This window comes from Neorhizobium sp. SOG26 (assembly GCF_003491345.1).
Classification (GTDB): Bacteria; Pseudomonadota; Alphaproteobacteria; order Rhizobiales; family Rhizobiaceae; genus Neorhizobium; species Neorhizobium turbinariae.
The window spans coordinates 2567259-2580887 of sequence record NZ_CP025512.1; the positions used below are offsets into that span (position 1 = coordinate 2567259).

The following is a 13629-nucleotide window of genomic DNA, read 5'->3' on the forward strand; positions in this document are numbered from 1 at the left end:
TGAGCTAGGGGGAGAAAGCAATGTCCAATATCGTTCCGGTGCTGTTCGGTGCCCGGTGGTACCCGCCGGTGAACATTCTCGACAAGAAGCGGGTTCGGCAGATCCGCGGGCCTGCAGAGGCTGTTCACTACATGCGGGCCAACTTCAAGTTTGCCGGCCCTGCACTCTCCAGGGCGGTGAGCGTGTGTTTCGCAGCGCTCCGCCTCGAAGCGGAGAGCGATACTGCCAAGATGTTCTTCCTGGCGGCATACGAGAGCGAGATCCAAGCCAGAAAAAGCCATTAGTGGGTCTCCTCCCTCGATTGCGGCGATGGGGTGCGGCGGTTCCAGCCGTCTGGGTTCAAAACGCCATGGTTTCGGCTGGTGTCCTGATACTCCACGACATGGATGTATTCGATGATGCACGGCTCCACGTCATCCTCGAGCAATGGATGCATGTAGTGAGTTTGACCGCGGGTTGAGAACGCGTCGTTGCGCTCGAGGCGCTTGCCGCAGAACGGGCATGGTGAAAGATCAGCCATCGGCCTGTCCCTCCGATGCGAGGGCGGCGTGCAGCGCCTGCATCGTTGTGCAGAGGCGTTCAAAGTCTTCCGGTCTCTGCCGTTTATGGTCCGCGGCTAATTCATTGCCGTTCATCCAATCAAGCAAAGCCTCAGTTGCGCCCATGAAGTCACGAGCGGCCCCATCCACATTCGTCTCGGGCGCGGGGAAACGGCGGTTCCAAGCGTTGATGTTCGCCATGGCGCCGCAATTCGCATCGAGACACGCGATCACGAAGTGCGCCTTCTCATCCTGCTCGATCTGATCTCGATGCGCAGGACCGCCGCAGAACGGGCAAGGCAACAGCTTATCGGTCATTGCGCAAAGCTCCCGTGATCACGTAAACGTCGCCATTCTTCATGTGCAGCTCGCACTGGTCGCCCCGCTCAATGCGGGTGAAGATGGCTTCAAGGTCGCCGCGAGCCTGACGAATAGAGGTCTCCAAAACCTTGATTGTCGCCTCCAGTTTCGCGACCTTGATGGCCTCGTATTCCCAGCGGTCACCCTGATCTGGATGATTGATGTTAATGTGGTCGCTCATTCTGCCTGTCCCTCCGATGCGAGGGCTCGGATGCGCTTGGCGACGACGCGGGCGGACGAACCGTCAGTGTGGCCCCACATCGCGGCTTCTTCGTCGGCAATCTTGGCCGCTTCTTCCAAGATCGACGCCCGCACATTCGTCTGCGGCGGCGGGGGTGCAAAAAGGGCCTCATGGATCCTCTGTACTAAATCTTGCTGAGCCGCAGACTTGGCATCAGCCTCATAGCTGAGGGGACCGGCGATCTCTTTGCCTAAGCCGCCCAAAAGGATCCACCACTTATCGTCAGCGTCCTTCTCCAAGGAGTAGCTGCCGTAGGGATGTTTAGCCCGTGCTACGATCCGGCGACCGGTGTGGCCATCGTGCGAGACATAGTCGAGCGGGGTCCATTCGAGCGGCCGCACATTCGTCTGCGGCGCTGGGTCAGGATAAGCGCAGCCGTCGTCGCAGTTGTATCCATCACAGTCGCGGCAGCGTGTCTGTCCCTCCGATGCGATGGCGGACAGGATGCGGCGCTCGTAGTCGGCTTGGGCGGCTGCTACGACGTCTTCTCTCTTCTCGAACCACGTCTGTGTCTCGAACAAAAAGAACTGCTCGCCTAAGCCAGGGCGGAATTTAAGGGTGAAGCGGTAACTAATCGCCGCTCCCTTGGATGACCACTGAGGTTCGTCGTTGCAGTTGAGAGACTTCTCCCATTCCAGCGCCTTCACTCGCGCTTGCGACTCGGGTGGTGGGGTGATGACGTCCAGGACCACGCGGGCGTAGTCACGAGCATCCGGCCAATGCATCGCGTAACGATCGTCGGCGGAGTTCGGATGCTCCATGATTGCCGTTGCGGCAAGTTCGACGAGATCTACGTTGATGGTTGGCGGGAGGGGGTGACGACCCCCCTCCCTAGCAGTCTCTCCGGTTATGGCACGGTTTCCCGGTGACTGCTTATCCTGTGGCGCCACGTTGGCGCCGAAACCTGATGTAAGGCCGCTCTCGTCGAGCGCGGCCGCAACGTTCTCATGCACGCCTGGCGTAGGCTGACGCTCCGTCATTATGGCATCCTCTTCCATGCTTCGAATTCAGCGCGGAGGGATATCCAGCGCGCGGCGGCTTCAGGATCACTGTTGAGTTCTGCGCGCGACGAGACGGCGAGCATGCTGCGCACCCTTGTCGCAACCCGCTCCAGATCCGACGTCTCCAGCCCATGCTGCTCGGTCAGGAACCGGCGAAACATCGGGTCATTGCAGCGCATGCCGCACTCGGCGGCATAGTCCGGCGCCTTTTCCGATTTCGCTGGCGCCGACGCCAGCTTCCGGTATTCCCTGACGGCTTCCTCACGCAGCAGCAGAAGCGCGCGCAGGTAAGTTGGAACCTTCCGGATGATCTCGCGTGCATCACTCGGGCACGACTTGTGGATCGTCACGAGCGGGTAGACCTCGCCCGTTTTGACATTGACGTCGCAGACCTGTGACGAGCCGGACTTGACGTCGTAGCTCTCAGCCCATTCGGGGCCAATCGTTTCCAGGTTGAGCCTGATCTCCGGCAGCAGGGCCTTTGCGGTGGCAATGTCCATCACAGCCTCCTCGGCATGAGGACGAACTGCTCGTCGCGGTCGATTGTTGGACGAAACAGCCCCGGAGTGACGGCATCCGAGAGATGCATCTCGACGTCCTGCGTGCCGACGCTGGAGAGCATCGCCGTGAGGTAGCGGCCATTGAAGCCAACCTCGACGGGTTCTCCGCTGTAGTCCACAGGCATATCTTCTGCCGCCTCTTCGCCAGCCGTCGTGTTCATCGACACTTTCAGGCTGCCGGGGGCGAGCTGCAGTTTGATCGTGTCCTTCTCCAGATCGCCGGCCACCAGGCAGACGCGCGAGACAGCTGCCTTGAAGGTGGCGACAGATGCAACAGCGGCATGGTTGGTGCGCGGCGGGATTACCCGGGCGTAGTCGGGGAAGATCCCGTCGACGAGCTTCGAGACCAAGGTTACGCCGTTCAAAGCGATCCTGATCATCGCGTCGCTGATCGTTACGTCCGCCCGCCCCTTGCTGTCGCCAAACAGCTTCTTGACCGCTTTCACCGTCCTGATCGGAACGATCACCGGTGGAAAGGCGACCTCTGCCCCCGCCTCCACGCGGGAGGCGGCAAGGTTATGGCCATCACATCCTACAACCGAGATCCTGGTGCTATCATGGGGGTGAAGGAAGGCACCCGAGAGATAGTTGCGCGTCTTGTCTTCTCGTATCGCGTACAGCACCCGCATGAACGCGTCGATCAGTGGCGCGATCTCCAGCTGAAGGTTGGAGCCGCTCACCTTGTCGCCGATAAGCGGGAAGTCCTTTTCAGGCAGGGTCAGGAGCGAAAACCGCGACCTTCCAGACTGGATCCGCACCTGATCCGGGAAGGCTCCTGGAGAAAAAACGACCTCAGCGTTTTCAGGCAGGTTCTTGACGATATCCCGAAGGCCAGAGCCGGCCACTGTGAGGCCGGATCCTGAAGCCGCCTCCAGCAACTCGCAGCTCGTCTCCACTTCGATAGCGAGGTCGGTTGCGCGCAACGTCAGTTCGCTGCCTTTCGGAACAAGCAAGATGTTGCCAAGGATCGGGATCGTCGCGCGCTGATCGACGGCCTCGATAACGGCATCTAGAGCAGGAAGCAGCGCGGAACGGTGGACGCGAAACAAGAACTCAGGCACGTGCATCACTCCCGCTCGCGCATCGACGCGCAAGGTTGAGTTCGGCAACCGGGCTTCGTAGCTGGCACCTGTCGCCGAAGAGATCGTAGATCATCTGCATGATCTCGCGCTGCGGTTCGCCGTCCGCAACCGCACGGTAAAGCCGCTCGACAGCGGGAACGTCGCTGGTGTCCAGTTCCAGATCTTCTTCGATGGTGTCGCCGCATTCAGCGCAAACGGGCATTTTGCTTTACCTCCGCAAACTGTTCCACACGGTAGATGCGGGCGCAGTTGCGCTTGCGCACATAGGCCATGGCGTCTTCCCGTCGTGCGGCCAGGACGTCGAATAGGACGCCGCCGGCGCAGTGCACGCGGAAGTGAAACATCGCCAGATGCGGCTTCACCGGCGCGGCGACATTCTGGAAACGGACGTGCTGGTTCATTGCAGCTGCCCCCACGCCTGAATGCCGATTGCCAGCATGATCAGCAGCACGAGCAGCCCGGTCATGCCGTCGAAAACGGCTCCGTTCGCTTCGATGAGTTGCTTCTTGAAAGTCCCAAGGTCCACGCGGCGCTCTTCAAGCTCCGGGCTCGACGTTGTCATTGGCGTGATATGGATCATTGCCATCAGCTCCCGATTGATCCGGTTCGGATGCCGCACCACACTCGGTGCGGTCACCGAAGCGGATCAGGCCGCCCGAGTGGAGGGAACGGAAACGCGGACGTGCCGCGTGCTGCGCGCCGTCGCCAAAGCGCGTGCATCATCAACCACGGACAGCAGATCTTTCCTGGTGATGCCGAGGGCATTCTGGATGTCGGTGTCCGTGCATCCTTCGCCCAGGTGTGTTTCGGCGTGGAATATTGACCCCTCTGGCGGGGTGATCGGCGTCCAATTTTGACCCCCCACCTGTTTCGTCTGACCATCCGCCTTTTGCTGGCGGATGGAGGGGGAGTTGAAGCGAGTGGATACGATTGCGCGTGTTCGTCGGGCCTTCCATGTGCAGGGGTGGTCGGTGAAGAGGATCGTCCGGGAGTTGCATGTGTCCCGCAACACGGTGCGCAAGATTCTACGATCCAATGAGACGGACTTTTCCTACGAGCGAGAGCGGCAACCTTTACCGAAGACAGGCCGGTGGAAGGCCGAGATCGAGCGCTTCCTGGCTGCGAACGAAGGCAAACCATCTCGTGAACGGTTGACGCTGATCCGGATTTACGAAGAGCTTCGGGCGCTGGGTTACAACGGCAGCTACGATGCGATCCGGCGCTATGCGAAGGGATGGTCGAAAGATCGAGGGGCTGTGACGGCGCAAGCCTACGTGCCACTCTACTACGCGCCCGGCGAGGCCTACCAGTTCGACTGGAGCCACGAGATTGTTCTGATCCAGGGCGTGACGACGACAGTGAAGGTTGCTCATGTCCGGCTCTGCCACAGCCGGATGATGTTCGCCCGCGCCTACATGCGTGAGAGCCAAGAGATGGTCTTCGATGCCCACGACAAGGCCTTCGCCTTCTTCCGTGGCACCTGCACGCGCGGCATCTACGACAACATGAGGACGGCAGTCGAGACAGTCTTCATCGGCAAGGAGCGGCTCTACAATCGCCGCTTCCTGCAGATGTGCAGCCATTACCTCGTTCATCCAGTTGCCTGCACGCCTGCATCCGGTTGGGAGAAAGGACAGGTCGAGAACCAGGTCGGCCTTGTGCGGGAGCGCTTCTTCACGCCGCGCCTCAGGGTCAAAAGCCTGGAGGAATTGAATGTCTGGCTGCTCGACAAGTGCATTGCCTATGCCAAGGCTCATAGCCATCCCGAACAGACAGCACAGACGATCTGGCAGATGTTCGAAGCTGAACGCGGCAGCCTCGTGCACTATGTGGGACCCTTCGACGGCTTCCACTGCGTGCCCGCCTCAGTGTCAAAGACCTGCACTGTCCGCTTCGACAACAACAAATACTCGGTCCTGTCGACGGCCGTCGGCCGCCCAGTTGAGGTTCATGCCTATGCGGATCGGATCGTCATCAAGCAGGATGGCGTGACGGTCGCTGAACATCAGCGCAGCTTCGGCCGTGGTGATACCGTCTATGATCCCTGGCACTATGTCCCTGTCCTTGCTCGCAAACCCGGTGCATTGCGCAACGGCGCTCCCTTCCGGGAATGGGTTTTGCCAGCCGCGATGGAGAAGGTTCGCAAACGGCTGAAGAACGTAGACGACGGTGATCGGCAGATGGTCACCATACTCGGATGTGTTCCCGCCGATGGCTTGGCGGCAGTTGAGGCTGCCTGCCAGGAAGCGCTTGATCACGGTGTCTGCTCGGCCTCGGTGATCATCAACATTCTGGCTCGAAGCCGCGATCCGGCTCCCGCTGTAACCCTGCAAATCCCGGATGCGCTTCGGCTTGCCCATGAGCCGGTCGCCGACTGCGCCCGTTACGACAGGCTCAGGAGGGCAAGTTGATGGAACGCACGCAGGTTCTCGAACTGATGAGCACGCTGAAGCTCTATGGAATGCGCAGCGCCTACGACGAGGTCATGGGAAACGGCATCAAACGGCAGCACGAGCCACCGCGCATCGTCGGTGACCTCCTGCAGTCGGAGATCGCCGAGAAGCAGGCCCGCTCAATCCGGTACCAGCTCAGCATCGCCAAGCTTCCACTCGCCAAGGATATCGACGACTTCAACTTCGATGAAACGCCCGTCAATGAATCCCTGGTCCGGGAATTGGCCACGGGCACCTTTGTCGCCGACCAGCGCAACGTCGTTCTCGTCGGCGGCACGGGAACCGGCAAGAGCCATCTGGCCATCGCAATTGCCCGCGCACTCATCCGCAACAGCACGCGCGGCCGCTTCTTCAACGTCGTTGATCTGGTCAATCGGTTGGAAACGGAAACGCGCAACGGCAAGCAGGGACGGACCGCCGATTACCTCACACGCCTTGACTTCATCATTCTCGATGAACTGGGATACCTACCGTTCGCCCAGGCCGGAGGCCAACTCCTGTTCCACCTGATCAGCAGGCTCTACGAGCGCACATCAATCATCGTAACCACGAACCTTGCCTTCGGTGAATGGCCGTCGGTGTTTGGCGATGCCAAGATGACGACGGCACTCCTCGACCGTTTGACCCACCACTGCGAGATCGTCGAAACCGGTAACGAGTCCTGGCGCTTCAAGAACCGCTCTCAAGGCTAAAGCCGAAGATAACCATCACCCGCACTTGGCCTGCCCTCTGCAACCCAGGCCAGCGCCGGGCAGGCCAAGCGCTGATCGTCTGTAGGAGGGGTCAATATTGGACGCCGATATGGAGTGCGCCCCTTGGGGTGGACAAGGATCAGGCTGCTGATTTGCCAGTCTGCCGGATGTGTTGATCCTCGAACTGTTGCGGGCTCAAATAGCCGAGCGCTGAATGGAGCCGGCGTTTGTTGTAGACCTCCTCGATGAAGTGGGGAAGGTGCTCGGTGATCTCTTCGAAGGTTTCGAAGGCCATCGGATAGACCGCCTCGACCTTCAGCGTTTTCATGAAGCTTTCGGCCTTGGCGTTGTCGTACGGATTGCCGCGGCGGCCCATCGAGCCGATCAAGCCGTTGACGGCCAGTGTCTCGCGGTAGAGCTCGGCAGCATACTGCGAGCCGCGATCCGAATGGTGGACCACGCCCGGCGGCGGCTTTCTCTGGTCAATGGCCGCCTTCAAGGCTGCCATCGTCAGCCGTGCGTCGATCGACCGACCGATGGCGTAACCGACGATCAACCGCGACCAGGCATCGAGGATGATGGCGACGTAGATGAACCGGGCCGGCAAAGCGACATAGGTGATGTCGCTGACCCAGAGCTGGTTGGGACCGCTCGGGATGATGTCCTTCGCCAAGTTCGGGAAGATCGGGCCGTCGTGGTCACTGTCGGTCGTGGCAATGAAACGTCGCTTGATCTTCGGACGCAGATCGTGTTCGCGCATGAGGCGACGGATCTTCTTGTGGTTCACGACAAGACCCTGCTGTCGCAGGGCCGCACCGACACGGCGGTAGCCGTAGAACTCGAACTCGTCGCAGATTGCGAACATCGCTTCAACGATCGCGGTGTCGTCGGCCGGCCGTTCTGGACAGTCATAATAGGTGGAGCGCGCCATTCCCATCAGCCGGCATCCTTCCGCGACGGAGATGCCGCGGGGCCGGTGATGATGGATGTAGTCCCGTTTTTCCGCCGCGGTGCGCTTTTCAGAGCCCCCTTTAGAAATTCCAGTTCCAGAGCCTGCTTGCCAACCAGCCGCTCGAGGGCGGCGATCCGGGCCTCGTATTCCTGGATGAGATCGACCGCCTGCGCATCGTCGTCGAATGCGCCTTGCTCATACTTCTGCACCCAGATGCGGATAAGGTTGCGCGACACGTCGTGGCGTTTTGCCAGACCATGCAGCGTTTCGCCGGCCAAGAATTCCTGCGCGAGCTGACGTTTGAATTCGACGCTGTGACTGCGGTGTTTTGCCATGGGTCTTCTTTCCGAAAACCCGGTAGGCCGGTCAATTCCTCATCCCGATCTGTCCACCCCAAGGGGCGCACTCCAATAAGGGGTCAACATTCCGCGCCGATTGACAGGCGTGCGAGGAAAAACGGTATGGAAGAACGTCGCCGACAACTGGCGGTGCCTCGTTTCTGTCCGCGAGGGGAAGAACTGGTCGATCCAAGACATCATTTTCGACGGCGACAGGTACAACCATCCTTCGGTAGCCGCTTCAACTGACGCTGTCCGCGGCGATGCGATTATCTTCTGGAACGAAATCTCACCGGTCGAAAAGGCGCTCATCAAGGGTTGCGGCGTAAAGAACACCAGCCACTACGGGATCGGTATCCAGAACGTCAGCGTAAAGGATCTCGATATCCTTGAGAACTGGGGTTACGACTGCGGCGGTGACTTCGTCGACATCAAGGCGTTTGCCGCACACCCCAAAGAGAACCTACGCATCATCGGAAACACTGCCCGCAGGATTGGTACGAACTGGCAGGGGCGGCTCGCGGACGGCGATGGTCCGCAGGCTGCTTTCGACATCCGCGGCGCTTGCCAGGTGGCGCACAACACGGTTTACGAGCTCGACAGCTACGATGCGTCGCAACTTGGCAACGATGGCTTCCGCGTCAATGCCGATCTCAACAGCAACGAAAGCCGGAAGGGTGGTGCCCGGTCCATCCTGACGGGGAACCGTGTCATCTCCTCCAAACTTTCCAGCGAAGGCTCCGGTGATGTCAAGCGCGTCCGTGGCCTCGTCATCAACGATGAACGGGTAATCGTCCGCGGGCACTACAACCGCAACTGCTATATCGGCACCCTCATCGAGAGCGCCGGCGACAGTGTCGCGAACTATGTTGATATTTCCGGCGTCATCAACGAGGCCTGCCGCGGCGCGGCTGCGGGCTCTGGCATGGGTACGCAGATCGGGAATGGTACGAAAGGGCATAGCATCTACGCTACCAACATCGACTGCGGGACGGGCTTTGTTGCCAACTGCCAGTTGTCCAGCGGAACGATCATAAATGTCGGGTGCGACCTTGGCCACAGCATGAGCGTGCTGGGGCTTTCTCTGAGCAGCTTCGAGTTCATCAGCATAGACAACGTCTCCCCGGCCAACATCCCTGGCGCTAGCAATAACAAGCGCGGCGATTTGACCGTTTGGGACAGCATCCAGCCAATCATTAACCTGCGTACAACGTTCAACGGCAATTGGACTGCGCCCTTCCTCGCCGGGGCTATCCGGTTCTGGAAAGAAGACACGAGCGGGGCGGGCGCCGGCATGTTCGCCAGCATAGACTATCGCTTCAACGCAACTGCCGGTTCAACTGGCGGGTATTATTTCACGTCGGTTGTCGACGGTGCCGTTGCGGACATTGCCTATGTCGGCTTCGATCAGGCTAGGTTTTACAAGAATGTGCAGGTCGACGGAAACATCACTGTCATCGGCATCCTCTCCGCCAGCGCGAGAGGGTTGAGCCTTGCGGCAGGCAATGTTCCGGCGAGCGCCAGCGCTCAGGGAATTGCCGGTCAGATCGCGCGCGACGCAAACTTCATCTACGTATGCACAGCTACTGACACATGGAAGAGGGCAGCGCTGTCGACTTGGTGAAGTTAGTCTTCCAGTGACATCCAACTGGATCTGACGAGCATTATCGAACTCGACGAAGCATTTCGTTTCCGAAGCTCCTCCTCGAGACGCTTCAGCTTCGTGATCATCTCTTTGTCTTTTTGCATCGCCGCCAGCATGACGCCGATGATGGCCGCCAGCGCGTTCACCTGATGCTGAAGCTCTGTCAGTGCGTGTTCTTCATCCATAGGGCTTTTCTTCAAAAAATAATCATTGCATTAAGAGCCGTCCATTAGAATACGTAGATCAACATTACTAGATCGCGGAGACGGCAGGGTGACCATGATGGGGCGCGTAAGCCAAGATGATATCAAGCTGGTCAAGGCTTCGGGCCTTTTTGACGAGCAGTGGTATCTAGAAAAATATCGAGACGTCGCGATGCTAGGCATGGACCCGGTCGAGCACTATCTGTGGCTCGGGTGGAAGCTGGGGAGAGACCCCAGCTTAAAATTCTCTACGGCTCAATACTTACTGACTAACCCAGATGTCGGGCGTTCAGCCATGAACCCCCTTCTCCACTTCTTGAGGCATGGGAAAAATGAAGGGCGAACGGCGGGCGAAGAGACCGTGGTCAGGACATCGTGGAGCAAAAGCAAACGCGTAGCTATCTTTGCCTCCTTCTCCGCCAAAGGTAAGATCGAAGACTACGTGAAGACGTATCTCCGCCACTTGTCCGATGTCTGTGAACGAGTGGTGGTGGTGTGCGACAATGACCTTCGGGGCGAGGACATGGTGTTCCTCACTGGCCGAGGGTATCACGTCATCACCGGCCGGCACGGCGAATATGATTTTGGCTCTTTCAAGCGCGGAATTTCGCTTGCCAGGGAGCAAGGGCTCCTTGATCAAGCAGACGAGCTAATTCTGTGTAATGATAGTTGCTACGCTGTGAAAGATTTCTCGGACGTGTTTCGTGAGATGGGAGGGCGCGGCATAGACTTCTGGGGAATAACTCAAAACGACGAGTTCCGCCCTCACATCCAGAGCTTCTTTGTTTCGTTCTCTCGTCGGGTGTTCAACCATCCGTCCTTCGCCGCCTTCTTCTCGGCCGTTGAGGCAAAGCCGGACGTGTCTCAGGTCGTGCTTTCCTATGAAACGCGCATGACTGCCTACTTCAACGCGCTCGGCTTCACTTGGGACACGTTCATCAATGCGAAAACCCCTGGGTATCTTGCGCATGTGAATACGAAAAAGAACATAACCCAGCGGCCGCTATTCCTTCTGGACTCGGGCTGCCCTCTGGTGAAGGTAAAGGCGCTGAACAAACCTTTCGCGAACCACGACGGCATCCGGTCAACATTTGCCGCGGTCGGCAAGATAAACTCTTTCAGTCAATCCGAGATACTGCAACACCTGGAGGACCTAAAGGGCATTATCGACGCTTCGAATGACATCATGTTCTCTCTGGTCATGCCGTTTTACAACCGGTCGACTGTGATCCGCAGGGCCATTGACTCGGTTCTTTCGCAGACGCACCAGAGCTTCGAACTGATCCTGGTAGACGATGGGTCTGACGACGGCACTGCCGATATGGTCAGGGACGCATATAAAAGCGAAATCGAACGTGGCCGGCTTATTTTACTCGATAGCGAAGGCCGCAAAGGCGTGTCAGCCGCTCGCAACCGGGGCCTTGCAAGAGCAACATCGCCGTGGATCGGCTATGTGGACTCTGACAACCTAATCGTGCCGGAGTTCCTGGAAGTATTCTCCCTGTTGATCCAGGCACATCCGAAACACCAGTTCTTCTATTGCTGGCACAGAAACGTATCGACCGGAGAGATCGGCGGAGGGCACTACAACCGCGCTCAACTCCTCGACGGGAACTTCATTGACCTTGGGGCTATCGTGCATTCGAGGAAGCTGTTTGAGCAGAGGGGCGGGTTTGACGAGAGTTTGAAGAGATTGGTCGATTGGGATTTAATCATCCGTTATACCCACGAACTTCAACCAGTCTGCATCGGGGCGCCGATGTTGCTTTATTCTGACGATCAGAGTGATGCGTCACGGATCAGCGTCAGGGAGTCCATGGACGACGCCCGGATTGCCATCAGGCGAAAATACAAGATGCACTTCCGGGTCACGACTATCATCCCGACATATAACCACGAGCGCTTCATCGAAGCCGCCATCGAAAGCGCCGTGGCTCAGACAGGCCATATCGTCCACACCGTTCTGGTGTATGACGACGGCTCTACAGATGGCACGCGAGATATCATCAAGAAGATGGTGGAGAAGTATCCGAAGATCGTTCGGGACATCTCGCGCGGCGACAATCGCGGCATCTCCGAGACGTTCAAATACTGCATCAAAAAGGCTGTGGGAGACTTCACCGCCATCCTTGAGGGTGATGATGTCTGGACGGACAACGAGAAGATATGGAAGCAGATCAACTTCCTTTTGGAGAATCCGCAGTGCTCCATGGTCTTCTCTAAAATTCTCGTTAAGGAGCTACCGAGCGGCAAGGAACGTACGCTAGAACGTCAGGAAAAACTAGTTAAGTCGATCCTCGATGGCGGTGACTTCCTGGCCGAGCCTACGATGAACCTGATCGCTAATTTCTCAAGTTGCCTTTTCAAGGGTGCGCTCTTGCGTTCGGTCCCTGAAAGGCTTTTCGAGGGGCGCTTCAACGAAATTGCTCTAGCCTTCTTCATGGAGCGCCACGGTCCGATTGGCTTCCTGAACGAGGCTCTAAGTATCTACCACCAGCACCCGCAAGGCGTCTGGACTGGCAGCTCGAAGGCGGAGCAGTTGCGAAGCGGTAGGAGAACGCGCGAAATGGTGATGGATGTCGCACGAGACATCTACCAGCCAGCAATCGCGGACATCATCCACAGCCGGTACAGACCCCGATTGGAGGCGGCAAGTTAGCCGCAGGTCACTACTAGTTAGTTAAGTAATGAAATGCCGCTCAGCATACAAAATCTTTACAGCACCTGATCGATTCTTCATTTGTACCGGCGTTTTTCAGCGTGCCCAAAGTGCAGATAATGCTTGCGCGGGTTAATCCCCACGTTTCTGACGTCGAGATGGATCGACAGGTAGAGATCATCATCGAAATCACGTGGCACCCTGACCGGTATATCTAGTACCGGCCATGTGAACATGGAGTTGTCCTGAAGGTGTTCGTGGATGCTGGTGAAGCGCAGGTCCAGAAGCCAAGCTACGAAGTTCCATGAAAGTTGGTCTCGCTTCGAGAAGCGTAGAATTTGGCTATGCCATTCGGTCATCGCGCGTATGACAGCTGGATCTGAGTGCTTGCGGAGGATGAACGTACCTGCGTTCAAGCCAAACTTCTCCGGGAACCCCGCTTGCCGGTATATGTTTAACTGCTCCGCGATGATCGCCGGACTGTCCAGGCTCATGCTGATCACGGCTTCAGCCTCTTTATAGAGGCAATCGCGGTGAGGGTGCCGTAACATCGCAAGTTTATGGCTGCTCAAACGACGAAATATGGCTGACGGGTCAACCTTCAGCTTCACAGTGTTATCGATGTAAAGGCTTTCCTCGTAGTCGGCCAGATACACGTGGGGAAGGTGTTTGTAACGCTTAGAAAGCCGCGACGGATCAAGCGTTGGATCTTTTATGAGGATGGGGCGCCACGTTTCGCTCCGGAGCTCAGGATCATCCGTGAATACGACATAGTCGACGTTCGGATCGCTATAATCTCGGTCAGCAAAATGTTCCGAGTAGCCGAACATGCATGTGTAGATGACTTTCCTATTCCTTGGCTTTTGCCGTGGGCGGATCAGTCGGGACGCTAGCGGTCTGAGAG

General features: G+C 58.0%; 18 protein-coding genes and 1 pseudogene. 6 read left to right on the plus strand and 13 right to left on the minus strand.

The features are described 5' to 3' along the window. Positions 1-20 precede the first annotated feature (20 nt). Positions 21-284, plus strand: a complete 264-nt coding sequence (locus tag CYG48_RS12685; RefSeq protein WP_118850711.1) for a DUF982 domain-containing protein — start codon at positions 21-23, stop codon at positions 282-284. On the opposite strand, the gene CYG48_RS12690 is transcribed toward CYG48_RS12685, so the two are convergent. Genes CYG48_RS12690 through CYG48_RS12730 form a run of 9 tightly spaced genes read right to left on the minus strand, consistent with a single transcriptional unit; the run spans position 281 to position 4363 of the window. Continuing rightward, the gene (locus CYG48_RS12690; protein ID WP_118850712.1) at positions 281-520 is read right to left on the minus strand and encodes a hypothetical protein; all 240 of its coding nucleotides are present in this window, start codon (positions 518-520) and stop codon (positions 281-283) included. The two genes, CYG48_RS12685 and CYG48_RS12690, sit on opposite strands and share 4 nt — an antisense overlap. Continuing rightward, positions 513-857: a Lar family restriction alleviation protein gene (locus CYG48_RS12695; RefSeq protein WP_118850713.1), complete on the minus strand. Its 345-nt coding sequence runs from the start codon at positions 855-857 to the stop codon at positions 513-515. Before CYG48_RS12695 ends, CYG48_RS12690 begins: the two co-directional genes overlap by 8 nt. Next, positions 847-1080 (minus strand): hypothetical protein, encoded by a 234-nt coding sequence (locus CYG48_RS12700; RefSeq protein WP_118850714.1) that lies wholly within the window; start codon positions 1078-1080, stop codon positions 847-849. The genes CYG48_RS12695 and CYG48_RS12700 overlap by 11 nt, the downstream gene beginning before the upstream one ends. Further along, positions 1077-2120: a hypothetical protein gene (locus CYG48_RS12705; RefSeq protein WP_118850715.1), complete on the minus strand. Its 1044-nt coding sequence runs from the start codon at positions 2118-2120 to the stop codon at positions 1077-1079. Before CYG48_RS12705 ends, CYG48_RS12700 begins: the two co-directional genes overlap by 4 nt. Then, a complete protein-coding gene (locus tag CYG48_RS12710) occupies positions 2120-2641 on the minus strand; it encodes a hypothetical protein (RefSeq protein WP_118850716.1) in 522 nt (173 codons plus the stop codon). Before CYG48_RS12710 ends, CYG48_RS12705 begins: the two co-directional genes overlap by 1 nt. Beyond that, complete coding sequence (gene dnaN / locus CYG48_RS12715) at positions 2641-3762, minus strand: DNA polymerase III subunit beta (protein WP_199925135.1); 1122 nt, start codon at positions 3760-3762, stop codon at positions 2641-2643. Before dnaN ends, CYG48_RS12710 begins: the two co-directional genes overlap by 1 nt. After that, on the minus strand, positions 3755-3985 hold the full coding sequence (locus CYG48_RS12720) for a hypothetical protein (protein WP_118850718.1): 231 nt from the start codon (positions 3983-3985) through the stop codon (positions 3755-3757). Before CYG48_RS12720 ends, dnaN begins: the two co-directional genes overlap by 8 nt. Further along, positions 3969-4184: a hypothetical protein gene (locus CYG48_RS12725; protein WP_118850719.1), complete on the minus strand. Its 216-nt coding sequence runs from the start codon at positions 4182-4184 to the stop codon at positions 3969-3971. The genes CYG48_RS12720 and CYG48_RS12725 overlap by 17 nt, the downstream gene beginning before the upstream one ends. After that, the gene (locus tag CYG48_RS12730; protein ID WP_150132719.1) at positions 4181-4363 is read right to left on the minus strand and encodes a hypothetical protein; all 183 of its coding nucleotides are present in this window, start codon (positions 4361-4363) and stop codon (positions 4181-4183) included. The genes CYG48_RS12725 and CYG48_RS12730 overlap by 4 nt, the downstream gene beginning before the upstream one ends. Before the next feature lie 102 nt (positions 4364-4465). Between CYG48_RS12730 and CYG48_RS22525 the strand changes: the two genes are divergently transcribed. The 3 genes and pseudogenes from CYG48_RS22525 to istB all read left to right on the plus strand — a co-directional run bounded on the left by CYG48_RS22525 (position 4466) and on the right by istB (position 6928). After that, on the plus strand, positions 4466-4606 hold the full coding sequence (locus CYG48_RS22525; protein WP_199925136.1) for a hypothetical protein: 141 nt from the start codon (positions 4466-4468) through the stop codon (positions 4604-4606). 88 nt (positions 4607-4694) lie between these two features. Next, positions 4695-6188 (plus strand): annotated as a pseudogene (gene istA / locus CYG48_RS12735) (IS21 family transposase); the annotation flags it as partial. Positions 6189-6193: 5 nt separating this feature from the next. After that, positions 6194-6928 (plus strand): IS21-like element helper ATPase IstB, encoded by a 735-nt coding sequence (gene istB, locus CYG48_RS12740; protein WP_118849513.1) that lies wholly within the window; start codon positions 6194-6196, stop codon positions 6926-6928. Between the two features lie 139 nt (positions 6929-7067). On the opposite strand, the gene CYG48_RS12745 is transcribed toward istB, so the two are convergent. Both CYG48_RS12745 and CYG48_RS12750 read right to left on the minus strand, forming a co-directional pair. Further along, positions 7068-7967, minus strand: coding sequence for an IS3 family transposase (locus CYG48_RS12745; RefSeq protein ID WP_340162642.1), 900 nt, complete (start codon positions 7965-7967; stop codon positions 7068-7070). Beyond that, positions 7865-8215, minus strand: a complete 351-nt coding sequence (locus CYG48_RS12750) for a transposase (RefSeq protein WP_118849511.1) — start codon at positions 8213-8215, stop codon at positions 7865-7867. The genes CYG48_RS12745 and CYG48_RS12750 overlap by 103 nt, the downstream gene beginning before the upstream one ends. A gap of 109 nt (positions 8216-8324) precedes the next feature. On the opposite strand from CYG48_RS12750, the gene CYG48_RS12755 reads away from it, so the two are divergent. Then, positions 8325-9842 (plus strand): hypothetical protein, encoded by a 1518-nt coding sequence (locus CYG48_RS12755; protein WP_150132720.1) that lies wholly within the window; start codon positions 8325-8327, stop codon positions 9840-9842. A gap of 2 nt (positions 9843-9844) precedes the next feature. Here the strand turns inward: CYG48_RS12755 and CYG48_RS12760 are convergent, their stop codons facing one another. Beyond that, positions 9845-10048: a hypothetical protein gene (locus CYG48_RS12760; RefSeq protein WP_118850722.1), complete on the minus strand. Its 204-nt coding sequence runs from the start codon at positions 10046-10048 to the stop codon at positions 9845-9847. A 94-nt stretch (positions 10049-10142) separates the two neighbouring features. Here CYG48_RS12760 and CYG48_RS12765 point away from each other — a divergent pair, with 94 nt between their 5' ends. Continuing rightward, positions 10143-12725 (plus strand): glycosyltransferase, encoded by a 2583-nt coding sequence (locus CYG48_RS12765; RefSeq protein ID WP_118850723.1) that lies wholly within the window; start codon positions 10143-10145, stop codon positions 12723-12725. Positions 12726-12802: 77 nt separating this feature from the next. Here the strand turns inward: CYG48_RS12765 and CYG48_RS12770 are convergent, their stop codons facing one another. Further along, positions 12803-13555: a glycosyltransferase domain-containing protein gene (locus CYG48_RS12770; RefSeq protein WP_118850724.1), complete on the minus strand. Its 753-nt coding sequence runs from the start codon at positions 13553-13555 to the stop codon at positions 12803-12805. Positions 13556-13629 lie beyond the last annotated feature (74 nt).

Bases quoted from the DNA above. Each gene is read 5' to 3' on its own strand.
- CYG48_RS12695 (WP_118850713.1), bottom strand. From the start codon at position 857: ATGACCGATAAGCTGTTGCCTTGCCCGTTCTGCGGCGGTCCTGCGCAT.
- CYG48_RS12730 (WP_150132719.1), bottom strand. From the start codon at position 4,363: ATGATCCATATCACGCCAATGACAACGTCGAGCCCGGAGCTTGAAGAG.
- CYG48_RS12705 (WP_118850715.1), bottom strand. From the start codon at position 2,120: ATGACGGAGCGTCAGCCTACGCCAGGCGTGCATGAGAACGTTGCGGCC.
- CYG48_RS12750 (WP_118849511.1), bottom strand. From the start codon at position 8,215: ATGGCAAAACACCGCAGTCACAGCGTCGAATTCAAACGTCAGCTCGCG.
- CYG48_RS12720 (WP_118850718.1), bottom strand. From the start codon at position 3,985: ATGCCCGTTTGCGCTGAATGCGGCGACACCATCGAAGAAGATCTGGAA.
- CYG48_RS12760 (WP_118850722.1), bottom strand. From the start codon at position 10,048: ATGGATGAAGAACACGCACTGACAGAGCTTCAGCATCAGGTGAACGCG.
- CYG48_RS12765 (WP_118850723.1), top strand. From the start codon at position 10,143: ATGATGGGGCGCGTAAGCCAAGATGATATCAAGCTGGTCAAGGCTTCG.
- CYG48_RS12725 (WP_118850719.1), bottom strand. From the start codon at position 4,184: ATGAACCAGCACGTCCGTTTCCAGAATGTCGCCGCGCCGGTGAAGCCG.
- CYG48_RS12770 (WP_118850724.1), bottom strand. From the start codon at position 13,555: ATGTTCGGCTACTCGGAACATTTTGCTGACCGAGATTATAGCGATCCG.
- CYG48_RS12700 (WP_118850714.1), bottom strand. From the start codon at position 1,080: ATGAGCGACCACATTAACATCAATCATCCAGATCAGGGTGACCGCTGG.
- istB (WP_118849513.1), top strand. From the start codon at position 6,194: ATGGAACGCACGCAGGTTCTCGAACTGATGAGCACGCTGAAGCTCTAT.
- CYG48_RS12710 (WP_118850716.1), bottom strand. From the start codon at position 2,641: ATGGACATTGCCACCGCAAAGGCCCTGCTGCCGGAGATCAGGCTCAAC.
- CYG48_RS12690 (WP_118850712.1), bottom strand. From the start codon at position 520: ATGGCTGATCTTTCACCATGCCCGTTCTGCGGCAAGCGCCTCGAGCGC.
- CYG48_RS12685 (WP_118850711.1), top strand. From the start codon at position 21: ATGTCCAATATCGTTCCGGTGCTGTTCGGTGCCCGGTGGTACCCGCCG.